The following is a 21,867-nucleotide window of genomic DNA, read 5'->3' as shown; positions in this document are numbered from 1 at the left end:
CACAAAATACGTGAGGAAACAGCTTGAAAAAACAGACTATGGATGTACAACAGTTTTACGACGAAGCGCTGACCCAGCGTGGATTTAAAGCCGACGAAGCGCAGAAGCGCGCCGTTGATCGCCTGCAGCAAGCCTATGAAGAATGGGTGCTGTACAAAGGAAAACGGGCGAACAAGCTGACCCGCCTGATCACGCGCCCAGAAGTGCCGCGCGGCGTTTATATGTGGGGCGGAGTAGGGCGCGGCAAATCGTTTCTGATGGATAGCTTTTATTCCGTCGTCCCTGTTGTACGTAAAACCCGTCTGCATTTTCACGAATTCATGCGCGCCGTGCACCGTCAATTAGACGAACTCAAAGGCGTCGCTGATCCGCTGGACGAAGTCGCCAAACGCATCGCCAAAAAATACCGCCTGATCTGCTTTGATGAGTTCCATGTGTCCGACGTCGCTGATGCGATGCTGCTGTACAACCTGCTCAAAGCCTTGTTTGATAACGGCGTGTCGTTTGTCATGACCTCCAATTACCAGCCTGATCTGCTGTACCCCGATGGTCTGCATCGTGACCGCATGCTGCCGACGATCGCCTTGCTCAAAGAAAAGCTCGATGTGATGAACGTCGATTCCGGTAATGATTACCGCAAACGCGCGCTGGAACAAGTGCAGGCCTATCTGACGCCGCTCTCAGCCGCTACCGATAAAGCCTTGCGCGATACATTTTCCCGTATTGCTGATACCAAAGATGAAGACCCGCATGTCGATATTGAAGGCCGCACACTGAAAGCACTGCGCCGTGCCGGTGGCGTGATCTGGTTTGATTTTCATACGCTGTGTGGCGGCCCGCGTTCGCAGAACGATTACCTCGAAATCGCCAGCCGCTTTCATACCGTGATTTTGTCCGCCATTCCGTGCATGTCCGCTGCCATGTCATCAGAGGCACGGCGTTTCACCTGGTTGATCGACGTGTTTTACGATAACAAGGTCAAACTGATTATGTCTGCCGAAGTCGCACCGGAAGAGTTGTATACTAACGGCACACTCTCGAACGAGTTTCACCGCACCGTCTCACGCATCATAGAAATGCAGTCCAAAGAATACATGGAAGCCGATCAACGCCAACTTGCCGACACGATAGCCTGATGAAATTTCTCTCTTACTTATTTATTTCCAGCCTGCTGCTGACTGGCATCAGCGCGGCGCATGCCGATACCGTGGCTGATCAGGGAAAAGTAGAATTCGCCAGCATCGCCCAGCTTGTGCAGGACATGGACGGGCGCTATCCGGTCAACAGCATACAAACCAACGAAGTCGCCGATGCCGTTATCGCCGAAAGCGAGGCGCTACAACGTCGCCTGCAAACCTGGTATCAGGCAGCAGAGCGCCATTGCTATGACATTTTTTTCGTCAACGACTGCCTGCAAGACATTAAAGTGCAACGCCGTCGTTACCTGCCGACTTTGCAGCGCATGTCTATCGAAGCCAAAGCCGTACAACGCCAGATCCGCGTGATCGAAAAAGACCGCGAACAAGCCCGCAAACAAGTCGATTAATTCTTGCTTAATCCTCGCTTATTCCCCATTTCACCGCCCGTCGCCACCGCCAGTGGTGACACTCCCCAGATCGTTTTTTGAACCGTAAAAAGTGATAAAAAGGGGAGTATGCGGCATTTTCACCTTATTCTCAGCGTAAACACTAGGCTTTGAAATATACTCCCCCCAGTATTTTTAGCCTCATTTAGCAGGCTAGTGGGCTCCGAATTGTGCTTTGCGTGTCTGAGACAGACTGAGTCGGAATAGTCGAATATGAGAAGTCGCATCCATTCGCCTTCTGAGAGAGTTGGGATATTGTTGTTTAATTTATAAATGCATGCTAACTTTGGTTTTTCTCTTTAAAACAAGCCAGCCATTTATAAGGATTGCTCAATGAGCCAAAATGAAGAAAAGAAAATCTGCGGCATTGTAATGCCGATTTCCACGCTTGACGGATGCAGCGAAGGTCACTGGAGCGACGTTCTTGAAATCATTACGGAAGCAATCGAAGAATCTGGATTTGAGGGAAATCTCGTTAGCAACGCAGACGATGTTGGAATAATTCAAAAACGTATTATTCAGAATCTCTATGAAAATCCAATTGTAGTTTGTGACGTAAGCGGCAAAAATCCCAATGTAATGTTTGAACTCGGGATGAGACTCGCATTTGACAAGCCAACTATCATTATTAAGGACGACAAAACGTCCTACTCATTCGACACTTCTCCGATTGAACATATCGAATATCCAAGAGATTTGAGATTCTCTAGAATCGTTGACTTTAAATTAAAACTTGCGGAAAAGATCAAGGCAACATATGAAAAATCTACGACTGATACTACCTACACGACATTTTTAAAACACTTCGGCGAATTCAAAGTTGCCAAAATTGATAAGAAAGAAGTATCTGGACAAGAGTTTATTCTTGATGAACTAAAAAATATCAGAATGGGAATGAGAAGGCTTGAGCGCAATAATCAATTTAACAAAGATTTGCTCCGTTATCGAGATGCATTTGAGTATCCCACTTCCGATGAGGATATGGACTATTGCTTGAGCGATTTTTCTAGCTCAGAAATCAAAAAGGCGATTGATGTTGTTAGTGGTCACCCAGCAGTCTTATCAGTAGAATTTATGGAATTAGAGCCCGATCACAAACATTTGAGATTAAGACTAAGAGACCTAAAATCTAAAGACGAAATTGAAATGTTGTTACGCAAAATTTCTCCAAAAGGCCAGCGCAATCGACATGTCGACATACGTAAGAATGTCTAATCCATTATTTCACTTGATGCTGCGCGATAAAGCTGCGCATCGCAAGTGGATTCAAACGATAAGAGTCCGAAGATATATTTCCTAGGTTTTATCAGATGAAGCAAGTGCAAGACGTGTTCCGAACTCAATCTTAGCGAGTCACTTCCCACTGGGTAGTGACTCGCTATACATCCATCGCCCCTTTTGATGCTTCCACACCCCTCAGAATGCGGTATAGTGCCGACCATCTTTCAGTAAAGCTTTATTCATGTCATTTTCCAGCCTGGGCCTCGCGCCCGCACTTCTGAGCGCCTTGCGCGACCGTAGTTATACCGAAGCGACTGCCGTGCAGGCCGCCGCGATTCCTGTGATCTTGCAAGGCAAGGATGTGATTGCCGAGGCGCAGACCGGCTCCGGAAAAACCATCGCCTTCTGTGCGCCGCTCTTGCAAAATCTGGTGCTGACGGCGGCGCGTCCGCGAGCGGTGCAGGTGTTGATACTGGTGCCGACCCGCGAGCTTGCCGCGCAAGTGGGCACGACGCTGAGCAGCTTATGTAAATCGGTCGCGCCTGCGGCCAAACTGGCGGTGGTGTTTGGCGGCGTCTCGATTAATCCGCAAATGCTGCATTTACGCGGCGGTGCGGATATTGTGATCGCGACGCCGGGGCGTTTGCTGGATCTGATCGATCACAATGCCTTGTCATTGGCAGGCGTGAATACGCTGGTGCTGGATGAGGCTGATCGTTTGCTGGAGCTGGGCTTTGCCGATGAGTTAAACCGCATCGTGGCGATGTTGCCTGCACAGCGTCAGAATTTATTATTCTCCGCGACGTTTGCATCGGAAGTGGAAAGCCTGGCGGCGCGCATCAGCCCGCAACCGGAACGTATCCGCATAGAAGTCACCGATGCCGGTAAGCCGGATATCGTGCAAAGAGCAATCAGTGTTGATACGCCTCGCCGTACCCAATTATTGCGGCATTTGCTGACCAGTGAGAAATGGCCAAGGGTGCTGGTGTTTGTCGCGACCAAGTATGCGGCGGAGCTGGTGGCGGTGAAATTGCGCCGCGCGCATATTGCAGCGGAGCCATTTCATGGTGAGCTGACGCAGGGCAAGCGCGAACAAGTGCTGGCCGATTTCAAGGCGTCGCGCCTGAAGGTGGTGGTGGCAACCGACGTTGCTGCGCGTGGCATCGACATCGCCCAGTTGCCGGTGGTGGTGAATTATGATTTGCCGCGGTCCAGCGATGATTATATTCATCGCATAGGCCGTACTGGCCGTGCTGGTCTCAGCGGGCAGGCGTATAACTTTGTGACGCCGGAATCCGCCGCCCATTTTGCGCTGATCGCGCGTAAGCAAGGTTTGCGCATAGACCTGGAATCGATCCCCGATTTTGAGGCAAGTGCTTTACCAGTGCCTGTCAGCGAGCGTGTGCTGGATGTGAATGGTGGCGTGAAAGGGAAGCGTCCGAGCAAAAAAGACAAATTACGCGCCCTGGCGGCGCAGCAGGCGGCAGAAGCAAAAGGCGATAATTAAGCTGGGCTGCAATGTCGCCGCGATCTTGCTGCTGATCTGCCGTTATTGTTCAAGCTTACAGCGCAGCCAGTCTGGCGATCGCAGTTTCCAGCGTTGCATCCTGTTTCGCAAAACAAAAGCGCACAACGCCGGATTCTTGCGCTTGTTGATAAAAGGCCGATACCGGAATTGCCGCAACGCCAATTTCGCTGGTCAGCCAGCGCGCAAAATCGAGTTCCGGTAAATCTGAAATCGCGCTGTAATCCACACTTTGAAAATATGTGCCCGCACACGGCAGCAAGCGGAAGCGGGATTGTTGCAGACCATCGCGGAAGAGGTCGCGCTTACGTTGGTAAAACGCGGGCAATTCCAGATACGGCGCGGGATTTTGCATGTACTGCGCTAATCCAACCTGCATAGGCGTATTCACGGTGAAGACATTGAATTGGTGCACCTTGCGGAATTCTGCCATCAGCACTGCTGGGGCGACGACATAGCCGACTTTCCAGCCGGTCACATGATAGGTTTTACCAAAACTGGAAATGATGTAGCTGCGCTGCGCCAGTTCTGGATGACGGGCGAGTGATTCGTGGCGTTGCCCGTCATAGACCATGTGTTCATACACTTCGTCCGAGGCAATGAGGATGCGGGTGTCGCGCACAATGTCGGTCAATGCCGCGATATCGCTGGCGCTCAGTACAGAGCCGGTAGGATTGTGTGGCGAATTGAGCATGATCAGCCGCGTTTTGCCCGTGATGCTGGCGCGGACTTTGTCCCACGGAATGCTGTAGCCGTGTTCACCTAATTCCATGCTGACGAAAACCGGCACGCCACCGGCGAGTCTGATCGATGGCACATAGCTGTCATACGCAGGTTCGATCACGATCACCTCATCACCGGCATGCACGCAGGCCAGCAAGATGGTTAATATGCCTTGCGTGGCTCCGGCGGTAACGGTGATTTCGCTGGCGGGATCATATTGATGGCCATAAATAGCCGCGATTTTGGCGGCGATCTGCTCTCTGAAGATGGCGACGCCTGGCATCGGGGGATATTGATTGTGCCCAGCGGTCATGGCGCGCGTCACTGCGGCAGGCAGTGCGGGGTCGCAATCGAAATCCGGAAATCCTTGTCCCAGATTCACGGCTTTTTTCTCAGCGGCAAGTGCCGACATCACCGAAAAAATCGTGGTGCCGACTTCGGGTAATTTGGAAGCTGGAATGAAACTGGTAGTCGTTGTCATATTCTGAGCAGGGAAATGCATTCTTCAATTCTTGAGGCAGAGACAAAAACGCCCCGGCGCTGTCAGGCTGCCGGGGCGTTTTACTTAGATTTATTTGGTACCGAACAATCGGTCACCAGCATCGCCCAAGCCCGGAACGATATAACCATGATCGTTCAGGCATTGATCGATGGATGCGGTAATCACAGGCACATCAGGGTGCGCATTTTGCATGACCTTGATGCCTTCCGGCGCTGCCAGCAGACAGACAAATTTAATCGACTTCGCACCGCCTTGTTTCAGGCGGGTGATTGCTGCCGCTGCTGAGTTACCGGTGGCAAGCATAGGATCAACCACGATCACCAGACGGTCAGCGATATCTTCCGGCACTTTGTAGTAATACTCGACCGGTTCCAGCGTTGCCGGGTCGCGGTACAGGCCGATATGACCGACGCGCGCATTCGGCAACAGATCCAGCATGCCATCCAATATGCCGTTACCGGCACGCAGCACAGAGATCACGCAAAGTTTTTTGCCGCTGATCGTCGGCGCATCGATGACCTGAATCGGGGTTTCGATCCGGGTGAATTCGATAGGCAGATCGCGTGTGACTTCGTACGCCAGCATCTGGCTGATCTCGCGCAGCAGACGGCGGAAATTATCTGTTGGTGTTTCTTTGCTGCGCATCAGCGACAGTTTGTGCTGCACTAACGGATGTTTGATTTCAGTCACTAATTCGTTCAAGGTCATTCTCCTGCTGATTTTGGTGTGACCGCTATTTTACGTCCCCGCGCTGTTTTAGGGGAGGCGTTCATTCACGAATAAATGGGAATAGAGGGGTTTTTCTCGCTTTACTCTGGCGATTGTTTGATTTTTCTTCATTGATAATTCAGGGTAAGAAGTTCCGGAGCCGCCAGGCCAGCGACTTTAGGGAACGACTACTATCTCAGGAGTGAAGAATGGACAGCAATCAGTCATTATTAAATAAATTTTCTTTAGGGAATTTCTCCCTTGATCAGCGTATGGATCAGAAAGAAGATTTTTTATCTTCTCCTGATGATCTGGAGTCGAATTCCCGTATCGACGTTAAAGGCATACGTGAAGCGATTGCCCGTGTTGAGGCAGAAGCCCGCGCCACCGTCGCCTCTGAAACCCGTCTGAAAGCAGAAGCACAGGCCCGTGCAATGGCAGAAGCCCGCGCACAGGCAGAAGCTGAAGCTGCTGAACTGGCGCAGAGAAAGCTGCAGTTGGAAAAGGAAGCTGCAGAAAGCAGCAGGACAAGATTACTCGCTGAAAAGCAATCGCAGGCCGCCAGCGCAGCCCGGATTGCTGCGAATGAACAGGAAGCACGTGATTTACAAGAGCGTGCGCGAATGGAAAGCCGTGCCCGCGCACAATCTGAGCAACGTCAGAAGATAGAGCAGGAAGCCAAAGCCCGTGCTGAAATGCAGTTCAAGGCAGAGTCAGAAATTACAGCCAAAGCACAGGCAACGGTAACCCAGTTAAGCAAACAGACAGAAGCCGCAAAAAACTGGGCTGCTGAACGTTTTGCTGCATCCGAAAGTGCTCGTCAGCAAGCCGTTGAGCGTGCCCGTGCGGATGCACGTATTGCAGAACTGGCACGTGAACGCGAAAAACGCGAACGTGAAGCGCGCGAAACCTCAGAAATGCTGGTCAAAGTACGTAGCGAAACGCTGCAGGCCAGTAAAGAGCGTGATCAGGCTGAAGCCATGGCGCTGGAGTTTGCCATCAGTCGCGCCCCTGTGGAAGCACGTGCGAGAGAAGATGCGATTGCCCGCTTAGCCATAGAGCAGGAGCATGAAGCCATTGCGCAGGCCCGCATGGAATCTGAACGTCGCGCTGCAGAAGCAATCCAGATGCGCATGCAGGCAGAGCAAGACTTGTATGCGGCGGCTTCCAAGCGTGAACAGGCAGAAGTGATCGCCACAGCCACCGCACAAGCCCGCCGAGAAGCGGAAGATAAAATCCGCCAGGTCACAGAATCCCGTATCCGTGCGGAGCGCGAATTGCAATCGACAGCAATGCATCGCATTGAGAATGAACAACAGGCAGATGCTCAGGCACGTACGCGCCTGCAAGCAGAAGCCGAAGCATCCGAAGAAGCACGTCAACGTCGTATCGCTGAACAGGAAGCGACAGAAATCGCCCGTCAGCGCGCGGCGGAAGAGCAGCGCGCTGCCAAGCTGGCCAAAGAACGCATAGAAATTGAACGGGTTGCGGTACAGGCTGCGCGTGAGCAGGCTAATGCTGAACAACAAGCTCTGAGCGCCAGCGCGTTTCAGGTTGATTTGCTCAAGCGTGCCAGCGCTGCTGCCGAGCTGAAGGCAAAAAAAGCAGAAGAATTACTCGCGGCCGAAAAACGCCGTGCTGAAGCTGAGCAAAAAGCGGCCAACGCACTCGATGCAAAACTGCAGGCCGAGCGTCAGAAAGCAGAAGAAGCGGAAGCCCGTGCCAAAGCAGATGAAGCGCACGCTGAATTGTTGCGTATGCAGGAAGCGGCAGATCGCGCGGCACGCGTGGCGCAGGAAACTGAATATATCGCAGAAAAAATTGCGCTGGAAAAAGCCATAGAACAAGCTGAGTTGCAGCAAAAAATGGCAGAAGCAACAGTGAAGAAGAGCAGGGACGTCAGTGAACTCCTTCGCGTTCAACAACAATGTGCTCAGGATGAGGCGAAAGCAATGGAACTACTCGATGAGAAACTGGATGTAGAACGTCGTCGTGCCGAGGCGGTTCAGCAAATGCTGAAAACTGCAGAAGAAAAACTGGCGCTGGAGCAGGCTGCACAACTGGAACTCGAAGCAAAACAGCGTGCCGAAGAGGAAATGAAAGCGATTGCTGCCGCAAAAGAGCAAGCCGAGCGTGAGCAAAGACTGGCGCAGGAAGCCGCTAATCAGGCAGAACTGACAGCGCTGGAACAGGCTGAAATTCAAAAAGAAGTACAACGCAAAGCAGCGGCCCTGGCATTGTTGAAATCGCAGCAGGCAGTTGAAATGACGCGTGCCGAGCAGGTTCGTACCGAAGCGGAAAAACAGGCGGTATGCGCAGCGCAAGAAAAGCTGGAAGCAGAAAAAGCCACGGCAGAACAAGTGATTGCCCGCGCCCATGCTGATCGTCAGCATGTCAATGTATTGCAGGCACGTCAGCAACAGGAATCGGAAGCTCGTGCTGCACGTCAGGCATTGATCCAGGCGGAGCAAGCCCGCCTGCAAAAAATGCAGGAGCATGCTGAGTTGCAAAAGCAAGCAGCCAGCGCGGCTCAATCCAAAGTCGCAGAAGCCGAGGAGTTAGGTAAAACCTTGCGTCTGCGCGCAGAGTCAGAACAAAAAGCGCTCGGACTGGTACAGGAAAAATTACAGGCAGAAAAGAAATTAACGGCAGAATTGCAGGCAAAAGCAAAAGTCGAGCAGGAAGAGCGCGATCAGCATCTGGCTCGTCTGGAAGCAGAGCAGGCGTTACGTACTGCTACAGAATTAAAACTCGCTGAAGAAAAGAAGTTGTTCGAGCAAAATGCGGCACAGGCGCAGGCTGAACAGCAGGCAGCGCAGGCAGCAGCGGCACGTGTTAAAGCGGCAGCGCAGATCACACGTCTGGAACAGGAAAAAGCACAATCGCAACAACAGGCAGCAGCGGCGCTGGAGCAACAAGCGAAATTGGAACAAGAACGTACCGATGCTGAAAAATCTATCGCGAAAGCAGCAACAGAAAAGCTGACTGCAGAAAAAATCGCCCATGCTGCTGCACAGGCAAAAGCGATTGCAGAGCAAGAGCAAGCGATTGCAGCCGTAGAACGTGCACGTGCCGAGCAAGAGGCAAGCCAGATGGCTGAGGCGAAACTGCAGGCAGAAAAAGCCTTGCAATTGCAGGCGCAGGCGTATGCGGCCAGCCAGCAAAAAGCGCATCAGCTGGTGGTTGAAAAAAATCGACGCATCGCAGAGTTGGAACAAGTTGTACAACAACGCTCTGCTGATGAAGCGGTTTTGCTGGCAACAACAACAGCAAAATTACAGGCAGAACAAAGCGCTCAGCAAGACGTACAAACCCGTCTGGTCAGCGAAAAACAGGCAAATGAATTTGCCCAAGCCAACGCATATGCACAGCAGGTGGCACGTCTGGCTGGTGAGGCAACTCTCGCTGCAGAGCAGGCTTTGCATCAGGAATTGGCTGCACATGCCGATGCACAAAAGCTGATGGCAGAAATCGCACAACAGCGTTTGCAGCAGGAACAGCAATTACTGAAGGCGCAACAAGAACGTATCGCAGCCGAACAGGCATTGGTCGCAATGCTGACAGCAAAGCAAGAGGCTGAAGTCGCTGCAGCAGCGGAAGTACAGGCGCGTCTGGATGCCGAAGCTGAGCAAGTGGAATTGTTGGCGGCACGCAAAAATAGCGATGAAGAAGCACGCTTGGCAATAGAAAATCTGAATACGAAAGAAAAAGAATGGCTGGCGCAAGCGGCTGAAGAAGCATTAATCAAGCGTCAGACCGCAGCTGCACTCGAAGAAAAAACCTCCTTATTGCTGGAATCTAGCCGTGCAGAGCAACAACGCCTCGCGACCGAGCAACAACTGAGCGAAGAGTTGCAGGCAAAATTATTGGCAGAGCAACAGCAACAGCAAGCACTGCAACAACGTTTGCAAGCGGAACAAGAAGCAGCACAGATCGCAGCTTCACGCTTTGAACAGGAGCAGGCGGCGGCACAGGCATCACAATTGCAACTGGAGACCGAGCAGGCGATGTTTGCTAAATCGGTACAACACGCTGAGGCGCAACGTGCAGCGGCAGAGGCGATGGAAGCCAAATTGCGTGAAGCGGAAACGTTGGCGTTGATGGAAAATCGCCGTGCCGCTGCTGAGCTTGAAGAATTGGCCGCTATCGAACAAAAGAGGCTGGCAGAACAAAAGGCGCTGGCGGAAGCTGAACAACGTCAGCAAGCTGAACAAGCGTATCTGCAATTGTCTGAGATTCGTGCTCAGGCTGAGCAAGATGCGAATGTGGCAATGCAGATCAAACTGACCGCCGAGAAAGAAGCGACAGAATTAGCGCAAATGCACGCGGCTGCAGAAAAAGAAGCTGCTGAACTGGCGCAGATGCGTGCTGACGAGCTGTTGGCATTGCAGCAGATGGAGGCGCAAAAGGCCGAGCTGGCTCAGCGTGAAATCCAGGCGATGCAACTGCAGAAGCAACGTGAGCAGGATGAGTTGCAATTGAAGCAGCAGGCATTGACGGCGATCAGCCAGAAAATGGAAGCGGAAGCGTTGATACTCAAAGCCTCCGAAGACAGATTGCAAGTTGAGGCGGAATTGGCGAAGCAGAGCCAGTTGCGTGCACAAAAAGCAGCCGAGGCTAATGCTGCGGAACAGGAAAAAGTCGCTGCAGAACAAGCATTGATCGCGGCATCTGAAGCACTGGCAGAGCAAGCCAGAATGGCGACAGTTGAGATGAATGCCCGAATGGAGCAACAGCAGCAACTGGCAGAAATTGAAGCGCAAAGAATTGCGGCTGAGAATAAGCTGGCGCAAGACGTCGCCGCACGTTTGCAAGCAGAACAGGCATTGCTGGCAGACTTGCAGCAACAGGAAGAGCAAGAGGCTGCGTTGGCGGATCTGATGTTGCAACGTCGCGCCGAACTTGCAGCAGCTAAAGCCGCATTGGAACAGGCGAAGAAAAATGCCCTGGCATTATCGCCGGAAGAAATGGAATTGGCGGCATTGCAGCAACAGTTCGCGCAACAACAACAGGCAATGGAACAACAAAAACAACAGCGTCAGGAGCAGGCTGAGTTGCTGAAAGCGCAGTTGGCAGAGATGCAGGCTGCATTGAAAGCGGAAGCCGAGCAAGAAAATCTGAGTCTGGTCGCGGAACATGCACAGGCTGAAAATCTGGCGCAGGAATTGATTTCCAAGTTGCGCAACAACCAACAACAAAGTGCTGAATGGCGTTTGCAGGCGCAGCAAATGCTGTCGAGTGCGCCGGTGGAAATTACTTACGACATCGGGCAGCAAGCGGAAAAAGATGCGCAGGAACGCTTCCGTCTGCGCCTGCGTCCTTCCGTGCTGGCTGGTTTGATGTTGTGTGCTGGCGTTGCTGGCGCGGGTTTCGCTAATTTCTCTACACCGATGTCTGTTGCCAACGCGATGGCAGCTAAGGCTGCACCGGTTGTTGCCAGCCCTGCGAATGTCACCGCGCCGTCTGTAAAACTGAACAGCGGTATGCAATTGAGCTATGAACTGACACCAACAGCAACACAGGTGAAAAAATCTGCAGAAAATGGCATTGCACAACAAACTGAACCGGTGAAGGCAGAAGAAAAAGCGGCCTTGCAATTAGCGATGGCGGCGAAGTAAGAGCAGCAGATAAGAGCAGCAGAAAACTACTCTTGAGTAGCAAAAAAAAAATCCCGGTGATTATTTATTATTACCGGGATTTTTTATTTGAACTTCATTTCTGGAAAAATCATGACGGCAACAAAGCCTTTGTGTTCATGGTTATAAATCCTTAATCTGCCACGATGACGGCGGACTATCCTATCGACAATCGCCAGACCGAGACCTGAACCGTTTGCCTGGCTGCGTGAGACATCGGCGCGAGTAAAGGGTTTCAGCAGACGCCCGATATCATCGTCGCTCGGAGCACCTTCACCGTAATCCCGGAAACTGATCAATACACCTTGTTTTTTGCCTTTCGTTTTGTGGCTGCATTGAATTTCTACAACGGTGTTGAGTTTGTCCGGATTCTTTCCGTAACGGCAGGAGTTTTCAATCAGGTTGCTGAACAGTCGCCTGAGCTCTGTCGCATTTCCTGAAATATACATGTCCGTTGCAATCGCTGAATGCAGGTGAAGGTAGTTCACCCTTGAGTACTCCTGAATCACTTGTTTCAGTAATTCGCTGACATTCACTTTATCAAAACGAAGACTGTCGATCGGTTTCGCATAATCAAGAAACTGATTGATGATTGCATCCATTTGCGACAGATCTGATTGCATGCCGGATCGTGCCTGTTCGTCCAGATCGGCCATTTCCACTTCGAGTTGCATACGTGCGAGCGGTGTACGCAAATCATGTGAAATCCCGGCAAGAATGATGGTGCGGTCGGCATCGATTCTGGCCAGATCTGCAACCATGTTATTAAAGCTGGCATTGGTTTCGCGAATTTCTTTCGGACCCCGTTCAGGCAGAGCCGGTGCCTGCTTACCCTGGGCGAGTAAGCGTGCCGCATTACTCAGGCGGGACAAGGGATCGTTAATGAATTTAGAAATCACTGCTGCACCCAGCAGGGTAATCAACAAGGTGGCAGTGATCCAGCTGAGTACTGGCAAGGTTGTTGGTGGCTCCAGCCGGTCTTCATCCAGCCGCAGCCAGTAATGATCGCCCTCGATCTCCAGACTGATCCAGAATCCGCTATTACCATTCACCGAGCGGGCGAAACGGGTCTCTTTGCCCAGCTGTGTTTTCATCATCTCACTGAATTCAGTCAGAAAAACGGTGGGCTCAAGTTTATCCAGGGTGTCGGCATCGTTCCGTAAATAAATCCGTATTCCCTCGCTATGCGCCAGATCGAGCAAAAGCTCTTTGCGTTTTTCGGGCGCAGAATGTGTCAGCGCAGCGCGTGTAATCGTGACGATGGAAGTGATTTGCGCCGTCAGTTGCTGAGCGCGAGGTGTTCGTTCAAGGGTTTTGAAACTGACGAACCATATCATCATACTGGCCATCACAAGGATGGCCAGTAAAAAAAATGTACGCCAGAAAAGACCGCTGCGCAGCCATTCGAGACTATTCAGGTATGAGCGCATACGTCTTCAGCGGGAACGCTATTCCTTGCTTGCTTCCGGAATGAAGACGTAGCCGAGTCCCCATACAGTCTGGATGTATAAAGGATTGGATGGATCTGGCTCTATCAGTTTTCTCAGACGTGAAATCTGCACATCCAGACTACGGTCAAATACTTCATATTCGCGGCCACGTGCGAGTTCCATCAGCTTTTCACGGGATAAGGGCTGGCGCGCATGGCGGGCAAAGACTTTGAGTACGGAAAATTCGCCAGTCGTCAGAGAGATAGCTTCGTTGTTTTTTCTCAGAGTGCGAGTGCCGAGATCCAGAACAAAATCGCCGAAAGCAAATGTTTGTGGGCCGTCGGAAGGTGCTCCGGGTAATTCATCCGGTACTTTGCGACGTAGTACGGCATTGATGCGGGCAACCAGTTCACGTGGATTGAATGGTTTCGGCAGGTAATCATCGGCTCCCATTTCCAAGCCGATAATCCTGTCCACTTCCTCGCTTTTTGCCGTCAGCATGATGATAGGCGTTTTGTCGCCTGCACCGCGCAGCCGGCGGCAAATGGCGAGCCCGTCTTCGCCCGGCAGCATTAAATCCAGTACCAGCATATCATAGCGTTCACGCATCCAAAGTTTATTCATGGTCTGCGCATTCTCTGCCCCGACAACATGAAAACCTTGTTCGGTCAGGTAACGCCGCAACAGTTCGCGGAGTCGTAAATCGTCGTCCACAACCAGAATTTTTGCTTTCGGTGCGTTGTTGGCGGGAGTCGGAGTGTTCTCTGTAGGTGTTTGAAGATTTGTCATGTCTGTAATGGTACTGGCATCGTTACCGCCTGGGAACAGTCAGGCAGAGAGGATTACAAAGAGTTACATACTTTACTTCTATGGGAAAGGAATAACAATGTAATTAAATTAAACTACGATGACAATCTGATCATTGGTCATGCGTTTTCTGTTTTTTGCCGTCGTTAGAGTTGACTGGAGCAAGCGCCTGATGCAAAAAATGGTGGTATCAAATTCTATGCTGCAAAAACTGAAAACAGTGAATGAATAAAGCTCTCGCTATATTTTTTGCCATCTTGCTGGTGCTGTTGTCGATAGGTTCCGTGATCGCAATACCGTCGCCTGGCTCCGGAGCCGCAAATCCGAACTCTGGCTTTTCCGCTGGAAAGCATACGCAAGCCAGTGTTGCTGATGTTTCTTTATCTGCGACAACGATGGACAAACACAAAAACTGCGGTTTTAAAAAAATATCCGCTACATCTTCCTGTGAAAGTCCTTTGGCTGATGTCAAGAAAAATAAGCTCAGCGTGGATGAGAGAAAGGTGCTGCGTCGGCAAATTCGTGACGTTGAACAAGAATTTGATGCCGCCAAATAGCCAGCCAGAAAAAACCTTGTGCCGATATTAGCGGCGATGTTGTTTCATTATCTTTTGCTGTTCACGCTGCCAGTCTTTTTCTTTCTCTGATTCTCGCTTGTCGTGTTGCTTTTTACCTTTGGCAAGCCCTATCTGACATTTGATTCTGCCATTGCTGAAGTGCATGTTGAGCGGCACCATCGTATAGCCAGAACGTTCGACTTTGCCGATTAATTTGCTGATCTCTGCTTTGTTCAGCAATAATTTGCGTGTACGCACCGAGTCGGGATGTATGTGTGTTGAGGCGGTTGGCAGTGCACCAATGTGTGCTCCAAACAGAAAAATCTCACCATTACGCACAATCACGTATGCTTCTTTTAATTGAAGACGTCCAGCACGGATTGCTTTGACTTCCCAGCCTTGCAACACCACACCTGCCTCGAATTGTTCCTCGATAAAGTAATCGTGGAAAGCTTTTTTGTTATCAGCAATACTCATGTAATAAGGAAATTGGTTATCTTGCCGTTTCAAAATTTCTTATGATAATTTCGATACGGTGGCGACTCGGTTAAAATGCGAACCTGTGATTCTACCAAATGGTTTCTTTAGATGGCAGTCGTACATAAAACAGTTTTTATCGGATACAGCGCCGCTCAGATGTTTGCGCTGGTTGAGCAGGTCGAAAAATACCCTGAATTTTTGCCTTGGTGTGGCGAGGTTAAGGTAGCAGAGAGATCGGAAACGAATCTGATTGCAACCCTTGCCATTAACTTTCATGGTATCAAACAAAGCTTCACCACAAAAAATATCAATCAGCCGCCGCATTCTATGCAGATGAATCTCGTAGATGGCCCGTTTAGGCAACTGACTGGCGGCTGGAAGTTTACTGAATTGCGCCCGGATGCCTGCAAGATCGAGTTCGACCTCAATTATGATTTTTCCAGTAAGTTATTGGAACACTTGATTGGTCCGGTATTCAGCAAGATTGCAAATAGTTTCGTTGATTCATTTTGCTCCAGAGCGGAGGCGATTTATGCCTGATGAAAATAAAATTCAGGTGCAGGTTTGCTATTCATCCGGTGACGCTGTCAGTTTGCTCAATGTCAGTGTGCCTCTTGGTGCCAGTGTTCGTCAGGCGATCGATTCCAGTTGTATTTTGGAGCGGCATCCTGAGCTGAATCTCAATACCCTCAAAATAGGGGTCTACGGCAAACTGAAAGATGAGAGCGCGGTTCTTCATGAGGGCGACAGGGTGGAAATCTATCGCCCCTTGCTTGCCGATCCTATGGAAGCCAGGCGGCGGCGCGCGCAGAAACAGCAAAAATTGACAGTGTAACGGTCATTACTGAAATTACTGACAGCCAGCCAGTGCTTTTTTTACATCCGCAGCTTCTTTTTCCCGCTGTGCATCTGATAAGTAGTTGCGCTCACCGTTTTTATCGGTAGTCGCTACCCGTTGTCCAGATTCCAGGACTTTCTGATACGACCTTGCGCGTTCACAATTTTTCTGTTTATCAGCATTGGCCTGTTGATCCTCACTTGCTTTCTTGTCTTTTTCAGCTTGTTCAGCGCGGCGTTTATTGAAATCTTCGTTTCTCGCTGACGTTGTCATTGGTTTTTGCTGCGCATTTGCCGCGTCTTTTGATGCGCTCGCGGTATCGCTGGGTTCTGCTGGTTTTGTTGCTGACTGTCCTGGCGATTTAATGATACGGTTTTTTGGGGTCGATGCCGGAGGAGGGGTGTCAGAAAACTGTTTATTGCCCTTTTCATCCACCCATATATATTGAGCAAAAGCGCTTGCGCAGGTGAGCGTGGCAATGATAAATCCACTGATAAGCTTGAGTTTTAACATGAAGTCATTCTTTCAAAGAGGGCAAAAGATGCAAGAGTTTTACACGTAGCGAGACTACTTCGCAAGTTTTCTGTATAATTCACTTTTGCGCCTATAGGAAATAGTATGCGTTTACTTCAAAAAGCACTCACGTTCGATGACGTGCTCCTCGTTCCGGCATATTCGGACATTCTCCCGAAAGATACCTCTCTTGCGACTAAATTGACGCGTAATATTCATTTGAATATACCGTTGGTTTCTGCTGCTATGGATACCGTTACTGAAGCCAGACTGGCGATTGCCATGGCGCAGGAGGGTGGTATCGGTATCATCCATAAAAACCTGACCGCCAAAGAGCAAGCGCGTGAAGTGGCGAAGGTGAAACGTTTTGAATCCGGGGTGTTGCGTGATCCGATCACGATTCCACCTGGTATGAAAATCCGTGAAGTGATTGCCTTGTCTCAACAACACGGTATCAGTGGTTTTCCTGTCGTTGAAGGTAAAGTTGTCGTTGGTATTATCACTAATCGCGATCTGCGTTTTGAGCAGGAGCTGGATGCGGAAGCCCGCACCAAAATGACTCCACGTGAAAAGCTGGTGTGTGTCAATGAGACGGCCGACCTGGCGGAAGCAAAACGGTTGATGAATAAACATCGCCTTGAACGCGTTTTAGTTGTGAATGACGCTTTCGAGTTACGTGGCCTGATTACCGTTAAAGACATTCAGAAGTCGACAGAACATCCATTTGCATCGAAAGATGAGCATGGGAAATTGCGTGTTGGTGCCGCGGTTGGCGTTGGTGTCGATAACGAAGAACGTATCGATCTGCTGGCAAAAGCGGGTGTGGACGTGATTGTTGTCGATACTGCGCACGGCCATTCTAAAGGTGTGCTGGATCGTGTTCGCTGGGTGAAAGACAATTACCCTCATATTGAAGTTATCGGTGGCAACATCGCAACGGCTGCGGCTGCGCTGGCGCTGGTTGAACATGGTGCAGATGCGGTTAAAGTCGGCATCGGCCCTGGCTCTATTTGCACGACGCGTATCGTTGCTGGTGTTGGTGTGCCGCAAATCACAGCGATTGCAAATGTGGCAAATGCACTCAAAGGAACAGGTGTGCCGTGTATTGCTGACGGTGGTGTTCGCTTCTCTGGTGACGTGTCCAAAGCATTGGCGGCAGGTGCGTCAACCGTGATGATGGGTAGTATGTTCGCCGGTACGGAAGAAGCACCGGGTGAGGTGATTCTGTTCCAGGGACGTAGCTATAAATCCTATCGTGGCATGGGTAGTCTGGGTGCTATGGCGGATGGTTCTGCTGACCGTTATTTCCAGGATGCGGCTAATAACGCAGATAAGCTGGTGCCAGAAGGTATTGAAGGTCGTGTTGCATATAAAGGCAGCGTGCTGGCGATTCTGTATCAACTGGTCGGTGGCGTCCGTTCGTCGATGGGATATTGCGGTTGCGCGACGATTGAAGATCTTCGGACTAAAGCTGAGTTTGTTGAAATCACTTCTGCCGGTATGCGTGAGTCGCATGTGCATGACGTGCAGATTACGAAAGAAGCTCCGAATTATCGCGCCGATTAATATCTGAACGATACGCCTGGGGTGTTGCATGTCTTTGAATTCGACAGATTTTGGTTTGACAACGCTTCAGGTTAATTCTGGTTTCAGTAAAATATTAGCTGAAAAATTTGAAGCAAAAATTGCCCGCTTTGAACGTGTGGGCATGGGGCTGTTTGGTGTTGCCAATTGTTTTGTGACATTTGGTCGCGTTGTTGGTCGCTCCGGTCTTACTGAGCGTTCCATCACTGAAATGGAAGCTGCGTTTTCTGACGAATTCCTGTTGAGTGACGAAGTGTTGGTTTTGTCTGACCTTAATGTTCATGGCGAATTCGGGCAGCACCGCTTTGTTGCTGGGCCACCAATGATCCGGTTTTTTGCTTCGTTTCCTGTTTACGGTCAGGATGGCAAACTGGTGGCGTGTTTGCGTTTGCTGGATTATCAGCCACACATTTTTGATGATGAGCAGCGCTTGTTGTTGGCTGATCTCGCGATTATGATCGAGCGGGAATTGGCGTTGAGCGCCGTTTGCCAGAATCAACTTGAATTGATGAAGCAGAACCGGCGCTTAAAGCGGGATACCTTGGTTGATCCCTTGCTCGGCACCTGGAACAAGCCTGCCATCATACGTTCTTTGCGTCTGGAAATGGAACGCTGTGCCAATTCGGGCAAACCAATGTCCTTGTTGTTTTTACTGCCGGATCAGATTGCTGAATTACGGGCAAAACACGGCATGGTTCTGACTGACCAGATCTTGGTGCGAATGGTGAGCCGTATTCGTTCTTGTATTCGTCCATTTGATGCTTTAGGGCGGTTTGATAACGATCAGTTTCTGATTGTGTTGCCTGGAGCATCGCGTTTGGTCGTGATGGCAGTTGCAGAAAGAATCAGGCTGTCAGTCATGATGCATTCCGAATGGATAGAAAACGCGGAAGTTTCATTGACGGTTTGCGTTGGATTGGCATCGACTGATGTGTACCCTGATGCGGATCCGGAAATATTAATCAGCTTAGCTGAAAAAGCCCTGCTCTCGGCAAAGAGAGCAGGAAACAATACTGTTGTACAGGCTACGCCCGGGCAACCTGACATGATGATTTGATTTATGCACTCAAAAATTCTTATTCTCGACTTTGGCTCTCAAGTCACTCAATTGATCGCTCGCCGGGTCCGCGATGCCGGTGTTTTTTCTGAAGTTCATCCTTACGATGTCAGTGACGAATTTATCCGCAATTACGGCGCTGCAGGCATCATCCTGTCAGGTGGCCCTAGCAGTGTAACCGAAGGTGATACGCCACGCGCGCCGATGGCTGTATTCGACGCCGGTGTACCGGTGCTGGGTATCTGCTACGGTATGCAAACCATGGCAGAGCAACTTGGCGGTAAAGTAGAAAATGGTCTGGTACGTGAATTTGGTTACGCTGAAGTTCGTGCCCGCAGCCATACAGCCTTGTTAAACGGTATCAATGATTTCGTGACACCTGAAGGCCACGGCATGCTGAAGGTCTGGATGAGTCACGGCGATAAAGTCAATGAAATGCCACCGGGTTTCAAGCTGATGGCATCGACGGATAACTGCCCGATTGCAGCAATGGCGGACGAAGAGCGCCGTTTTTACGCTGTCCAGTTCCATCCGGAAGTCACGCACACTGTGCAAGGTGAGGCAATTATTGGCCGGTTTGTACATGAAATCTGTGGCTGTAAATCTGACTGGAATATGCCGGATTACATCGCCGAAGCCGTGGCCGCAATCCGCGCTCAGGTTGGTACCGATGAAGTGATCCTCGGCTTGTCCGGCGGCGTTGACAGCAGTGTTGCTGCTGCGCTGATTCATCGCGCTATCGGTGATCAGCTGACTTGCGTGTTTGTTGATCACGGCTTGCTGCGTCTTGATGAGGGCAAGATGGTGATGGACATGTTCGCCAAAAACCTCGGTGTCAAAGTTATCCATGTTGATGCGACTGCGCAGTTCATGGGCCACCTGACCGGTGTTACCGATCCTGAGGCAAAACGTAAAATTATCGGCCGTGAATTCGTTGAAGTGTTCCAGGCAGAATCAGCCAAACTGAGCAATGCCGAGTGGCTGGCGCAAGGCACGATTTATCCTGACGTGATCGAGAGTGCTGGCAAGGGAAAAAAAGGTTCGCATACCATCAAGAGTCACCATAACGTCGGTGGTTTGCCGGATACCCTGAACCTGAAACTGCTGGAACCACTGCGCGAACTGTTCAAAGACGAAGTGCGTAAGCTCGGTGTTGCGCTGGGTCTGCCGCATGGCATGGTATATCGTCATCCGTTCCCTGGACCTGGTCTCGGTGTGCGCATTCTTGGCGAAGTCAAAAAAGAATTTGCCGATCTGCTGCGTAAAGCCGATGCTATATTTATCGAAGAATTACGCACGAACTTCGTTGATCCAAACGCTGAAAAACCAGTCAGCTGGTATGACGCGACTAGTCAGGCATTCGCGGTTTTCCTGCCAGTGAAATCGGTAGGCGTGATGGGCGATGGTCGCACTTACGATTACGTTGTCGCATTGCGTGCGGTACAGACGCAGGATTTCATGACCGCACACTGGGCACATCTGCCGCACGAGTTATTGGGCAAGGTTTCCAACCGGATTATTAATGAAGTGCGTGGCATCAATCGCGTTGTCTACGATATTTCCGGCAAACCACCAGCAACAATTGAGTGGGAATAAGACGTGACCTATAGTGTCAAAGAAATTTTTTACACTTTGCAGGGCGAAGGCAATCATGCTGGTCGTCCAGCAGTGTTTTGCCGTTTTTCCGGTTGCAATTTATGGACAGGCAGAGAAGAAGATCGTGCATCAGCGGTCTGTCAGTTTTGTGATACGGATTTCGTCGGCACTGACGGTGTTGGTGGCGATAAATTTAAATCTGCACAAGATCTGGCTGCAGCGATTAATGCCTTGTGGCCAACTTCATATACCGCCAGCAAATATGTGGTGTTCACTGGCGGCGAACCGTTACTGCAACTCGATGCAGACCTGATTGCGGCGATGCATGCTGTCGGCTTTGAAATTGCGATTGAAACCAATGGCACCTTGTCTGTACCTGAAGGCGTTGACTGGATTTGTGTGAGTCCCAAAATGGGCTCGGAGCTTGTAGTTCGCAAGGGCAATGAAATCAAGGTCGTGATTCCGCAAATCGGGCAGGACATGGCGACATACGCCAATCTTGATTTTGAACATTACTTCGTGCAAGCGATGGATGGGCCATTAAGAGACGATAATCTGCGCCGTGCAATTGATTTCTGCAAACAGCATCCGCAATGGAAGCTGAGTTTGCAGACACATAAACTTCTACAAATTCCTTAAGCTTTACATGTTAACGATTACCCGAAAAATGGAATTCGATGCAGGCCATCGTATTCCCGATCACAGCAGCCAGTGCCGTAATTTGCACGGTCACCGCTATACTTTGCAAATCACGCTGACTGGCGATGTGGTGCAACAGGACGGTGAGTCCGATAACGGCATGATTATGGATTTTGGCGATATCAAGGCGCTGGCAAATCAGCATCTGGTGGGTCTGTGGGATCATTCCTTTATCGTTTATGAAAACGATCATGTGATTAAGAATTTTCTTGCGCAGCTTCCCGATCATAAAACGGTCGTGATTGATCGCGTTCCTACCGTTGAAAACCTCGCGAAGATCGCTTTTGATATTCTCAAAGATGTCTACCATGATCGCTTCGGTCGTAGTCTGAAACTGACCAAAGTGACTCTGTACGAAACGCCTAATTGCTGGGCAGAGATAGACGGCTGATCGTGACTGATGCGT

The 21,867-nt window shown here is 50.4% G+C and carries 19 protein-coding genes; 13 read left to right on the top strand and 6 right to left on the bottom strand.

What is annotated here, in order from left to right; genetic code table 11:
- Positions 1–38 precede the first annotated feature (38 nt).
- The 4 genes from zapE (at position 39) to Undi14_RS13040 (ending at position 4,313) form a co-directional block, all read left to right on the top strand.
- Positions 39–1,136, top strand: coding sequence for a cell division protein ZapE (gene zapE, locus Undi14_RS13055; RefSeq protein WP_200180892.1), 1,098 nt, complete (start codon positions 39–41; stop codon positions 1,134–1,136).
- Positions 1,136–1,546: a hypothetical protein gene (locus Undi14_RS13050; protein ID WP_200180722.1), complete on the top strand. Its 411-nt coding sequence runs from the start codon at positions 1,136–1,138 to the stop codon at positions 1,544–1,546. Before zapE ends, Undi14_RS13050 begins: the two co-directional genes overlap by 1 nt.
- 372 nt (positions 1,547–1,918) lie before the next feature.
- A complete protein-coding gene (locus Undi14_RS13045) occupies positions 1,919–2,800 on the top strand; it encodes a hypothetical protein (protein ID WP_200180720.1) in 882 nt (293 codons plus the stop codon).
- Between the two features lie 247 nt (positions 2,801–3,047).
- Positions 3,048–4,313, top strand: a complete 1,266-nt coding sequence (locus Undi14_RS13040) for a DEAD/DEAH box helicase (RefSeq protein ID WP_200180718.1) — start codon at positions 3,048–3,050, stop codon at positions 4,311–4,313.
- A 55-nt stretch (positions 4,314–4,368) separates the two neighbouring features.
- Here the strand turns inward: Undi14_RS13040 and Undi14_RS13035 are convergent, their stop codons facing one another.
- Both Undi14_RS13035 and upp read right to left on the bottom strand, forming a co-directional pair.
- Complete coding sequence (locus Undi14_RS13035; protein ID WP_200180716.1) at positions 4,369–5,535, bottom strand: pyridoxal phosphate-dependent aminotransferase; 1,167 nt, start codon at positions 5,533–5,535, stop codon at positions 4,369–4,371.
- A 90-nt stretch (positions 5,536–5,625) separates the two neighbouring features.
- On the bottom strand, positions 5,626–6,264 hold the full coding sequence (gene upp, locus Undi14_RS13030; RefSeq protein ID WP_200180713.1) for a uracil phosphoribosyltransferase: 639 nt from the start codon (positions 6,262–6,264) through the stop codon (positions 5,626–5,628).
- A gap of 209 nt (positions 6,265–6,473) precedes the next feature.
- Here upp and Undi14_RS13025 point away from each other — a divergent pair, with 209 nt between their 5' ends.
- Positions 6,474–11,882, top strand: coding sequence for a hypothetical protein (locus tag Undi14_RS13025; RefSeq protein ID WP_200180711.1), 5,409 nt, complete (start codon positions 6,474–6,476; stop codon positions 11,880–11,882).
- Positions 11,883–11,965: 83 nt separating this feature from the next.
- On the opposite strand, the gene Undi14_RS13020 is transcribed toward Undi14_RS13025, so the two are convergent.
- Both Undi14_RS13020 and ompR read right to left on the bottom strand, forming a co-directional pair.
- On the bottom strand, positions 11,966–13,330 hold the full coding sequence (locus Undi14_RS13020; protein WP_200180709.1) for an ATP-binding protein: 1,365 nt from the start codon (positions 13,328–13,330) through the stop codon (positions 11,966–11,968).
- Between the two features lie 18 nt (positions 13,331–13,348).
- Entirely contained in the window at positions 13,349–14,119 is a 771-nt protein-coding gene (gene ompR, locus Undi14_RS13015; RefSeq protein ID WP_186885495.1) for a two-component system response regulator OmpR, read from the bottom strand.
- 242 nt (positions 14,120–14,361) lie between these two features.
- Here ompR and Undi14_RS13010 point away from each other — a divergent pair, with 242 nt between their 5' ends.
- Positions 14,362–14,694, top strand: a complete 333-nt coding sequence (locus Undi14_RS13010; RefSeq protein WP_200180707.1) for a hypothetical protein — start codon at positions 14,362–14,364, stop codon at positions 14,692–14,694.
- A gap of 27 nt (positions 14,695–14,721) precedes the next feature.
- On the opposite strand, the gene smpB is transcribed toward Undi14_RS13010, so the two are convergent.
- Positions 14,722–15,171, bottom strand: coding sequence for an SsrA-binding protein SmpB (gene smpB / locus Undi14_RS13005; protein WP_186885633.1), 450 nt, complete (start codon positions 15,169–15,171; stop codon positions 14,722–14,724).
- Positions 15,172–15,282: 111 nt separating this feature from the next.
- On the opposite strand from smpB, the gene Undi14_RS13000 reads away from it, so the two are divergent.
- Entirely contained in the window at positions 15,283–15,714 is a 432-nt protein-coding gene (locus Undi14_RS13000) for a type II toxin-antitoxin system RatA family toxin (protein WP_186897266.1), read from the top strand.
- On the top strand, positions 15,707–16,009 hold the full coding sequence (locus Undi14_RS12995) for an RnfH family protein (protein ID WP_200180705.1): 303 nt from the start codon (positions 15,707–15,709) through the stop codon (positions 16,007–16,009). Before Undi14_RS13000 ends, Undi14_RS12995 begins: the two co-directional genes overlap by 8 nt.
- Before the next feature lie 15 nt (positions 16,010–16,024).
- Here Undi14_RS12995 and Undi14_RS12990 read toward each other — a convergent pair whose 3' ends face one another.
- Positions 16,025–16,525 carry a DUF4124 domain-containing protein gene (locus tag Undi14_RS12990; protein ID WP_200180703.1) on the bottom strand — a complete coding sequence of 167 codons (501 nt, stop codon included), beginning with the start codon at positions 16,523–16,525 and terminating at the stop codon, positions 16,025–16,027.
- 105 nt (positions 16,526–16,630) lie between these two features.
- Here Undi14_RS12990 and guaB point away from each other — a divergent pair, with 105 nt between their 5' ends.
- Genes guaB through queD form a run of 5 tightly spaced genes read left to right on the top strand, consistent with a single transcriptional unit; the run spans position 16,631 to position 21,852 of the window.
- Positions 16,631–18,091: an IMP dehydrogenase gene (guaB, locus tag Undi14_RS12985; RefSeq protein WP_186897269.1), complete on the top strand. Its 1,461-nt coding sequence runs from the start codon at positions 16,631–16,633 to the stop codon at positions 18,089–18,091.
- A gap of 28 nt (positions 18,092–18,119) precedes the next feature.
- Positions 18,120–19,166: a GGDEF domain-containing protein gene (locus tag Undi14_RS12980; protein WP_200180702.1), complete on the top strand. Its 1,047-nt coding sequence runs from the start codon at positions 18,120–18,122 to the stop codon at positions 19,164–19,166.
- Between the two features lie 3 nt (positions 19,167–19,169).
- Complete coding sequence (gene guaA, locus Undi14_RS12975) at positions 19,170–20,762, top strand: glutamine-hydrolyzing GMP synthase (RefSeq protein WP_200180701.1); 1,593 nt, start codon at positions 19,170–19,172, stop codon at positions 20,760–20,762.
- A gap of 3 nt (positions 20,763–20,765) precedes the next feature.
- Positions 20,766–21,401, top strand: coding sequence for a 7-carboxy-7-deazaguanine synthase (queE, locus tag Undi14_RS12970; RefSeq protein ID WP_200180700.1), 636 nt, complete (start codon positions 20,766–20,768; stop codon positions 21,399–21,401).
- 7 nt (positions 21,402–21,408) lie between these two features.
- Positions 21,409–21,852, top strand: a complete 444-nt coding sequence (gene queD / locus Undi14_RS12965; protein WP_186885486.1) for a 6-carboxytetrahydropterin synthase QueD — start codon at positions 21,409–21,411, stop codon at positions 21,850–21,852.
- The last annotated feature ends 15 nt before the right edge of the window (positions 21,853–21,867 follow it).

This window comes from Undibacterium sp. 14-3-2 (genome assembly GCF_016595265.1).
Lineage (GTDB): Bacteria > Pseudomonadota > Gammaproteobacteria > Burkholderiales > Burkholderiaceae_D > Undibacterium > Undibacterium aquatile.
This window is presented reverse-complemented; position numbering and strand designations above follow the sequence as displayed.

Bases quoted from the DNA above. Each gene is read 5' to 3' on its own strand.
- zapE (WP_200180892.1), top strand. From the start codon at position 39: ATGGATGTACAACAGTTTTACGACGAAGCGCTGACCCAGCGTGGATTT.
- Undi14_RS13050 (WP_200180722.1), top strand. From the start codon at position 1,136: ATGAAATTTCTCTCTTACTTATTTATTTCCAGCCTGCTGCTGACTGGC.
- Undi14_RS13045 (WP_200180720.1), top strand. From the start codon at position 1,919: ATGAGCCAAAATGAAGAAAAGAAAATCTGCGGCATTGTAATGCCGATT.
- Undi14_RS13040 (WP_200180718.1), top strand. From the start codon at position 3,048: ATGTCATTTTCCAGCCTGGGCCTCGCGCCCGCACTTCTGAGCGCCTTG.
- Undi14_RS13035 (WP_200180716.1), bottom strand. From the start codon at position 5,535: ATGACAACGACTACCAGTTTCATTCCAGCTTCCAAATTACCCGAAGTC.
- upp (WP_200180713.1), bottom strand. From the start codon at position 6,264: ATGACCTTGAACGAATTAGTGACTGAAATCAAACATCCGTTAGTGCAG.
- Undi14_RS13025 (WP_200180711.1), top strand. From the start codon at position 6,474: ATGGACAGCAATCAGTCATTATTAAATAAATTTTCTTTAGGGAATTTC.
- Undi14_RS13020 (WP_200180709.1), bottom strand. From the start codon at position 13,330: ATGCGCTCATACCTGAATAGTCTCGAATGGCTGCGCAGCGGTCTTTTC.
- ompR (WP_186885495.1), bottom strand. From the start codon at position 14,119: ATGACAAATCTTCAAACACCTACAGAGAACACTCCGACTCCCGCCAAC.
- Undi14_RS13010 (WP_200180707.1), top strand. From the start codon at position 14,362: ATGAATAAAGCTCTCGCTATATTTTTTGCCATCTTGCTGGTGCTGTTG.
- smpB (WP_186885633.1), bottom strand. From the start codon at position 15,171: ATGAGTATTGCTGATAACAAAAAAGCTTTCCACGATTACTTTATCGAG.
- Undi14_RS13000 (WP_186897266.1), top strand. From the start codon at position 15,283: ATGGCAGTCGTACATAAAACAGTTTTTATCGGATACAGCGCCGCTCAG.
- Undi14_RS12995 (WP_200180705.1), top strand. From the start codon at position 15,707: ATGCCTGATGAAAATAAAATTCAGGTGCAGGTTTGCTATTCATCCGGT.
- Undi14_RS12990 (WP_200180703.1), bottom strand. From the start codon at position 16,525: ATGTTAAAACTCAAGCTTATCAGTGGATTTATCATTGCCACGCTCACC.
- guaB (WP_186897269.1), top strand. From the start codon at position 16,631: ATGCGTTTACTTCAAAAAGCACTCACGTTCGATGACGTGCTCCTCGTT.
- Undi14_RS12980 (WP_200180702.1), top strand. From the start codon at position 18,120: ATGTCTTTGAATTCGACAGATTTTGGTTTGACAACGCTTCAGGTTAAT.
- guaA (WP_200180701.1), top strand. From the start codon at position 19,170: ATGCACTCAAAAATTCTTATTCTCGACTTTGGCTCTCAAGTCACTCAA.
- queD (WP_186885486.1), top strand. From the start codon at position 21,409: ATGTTAACGATTACCCGAAAAATGGAATTCGATGCAGGCCATCGTATT.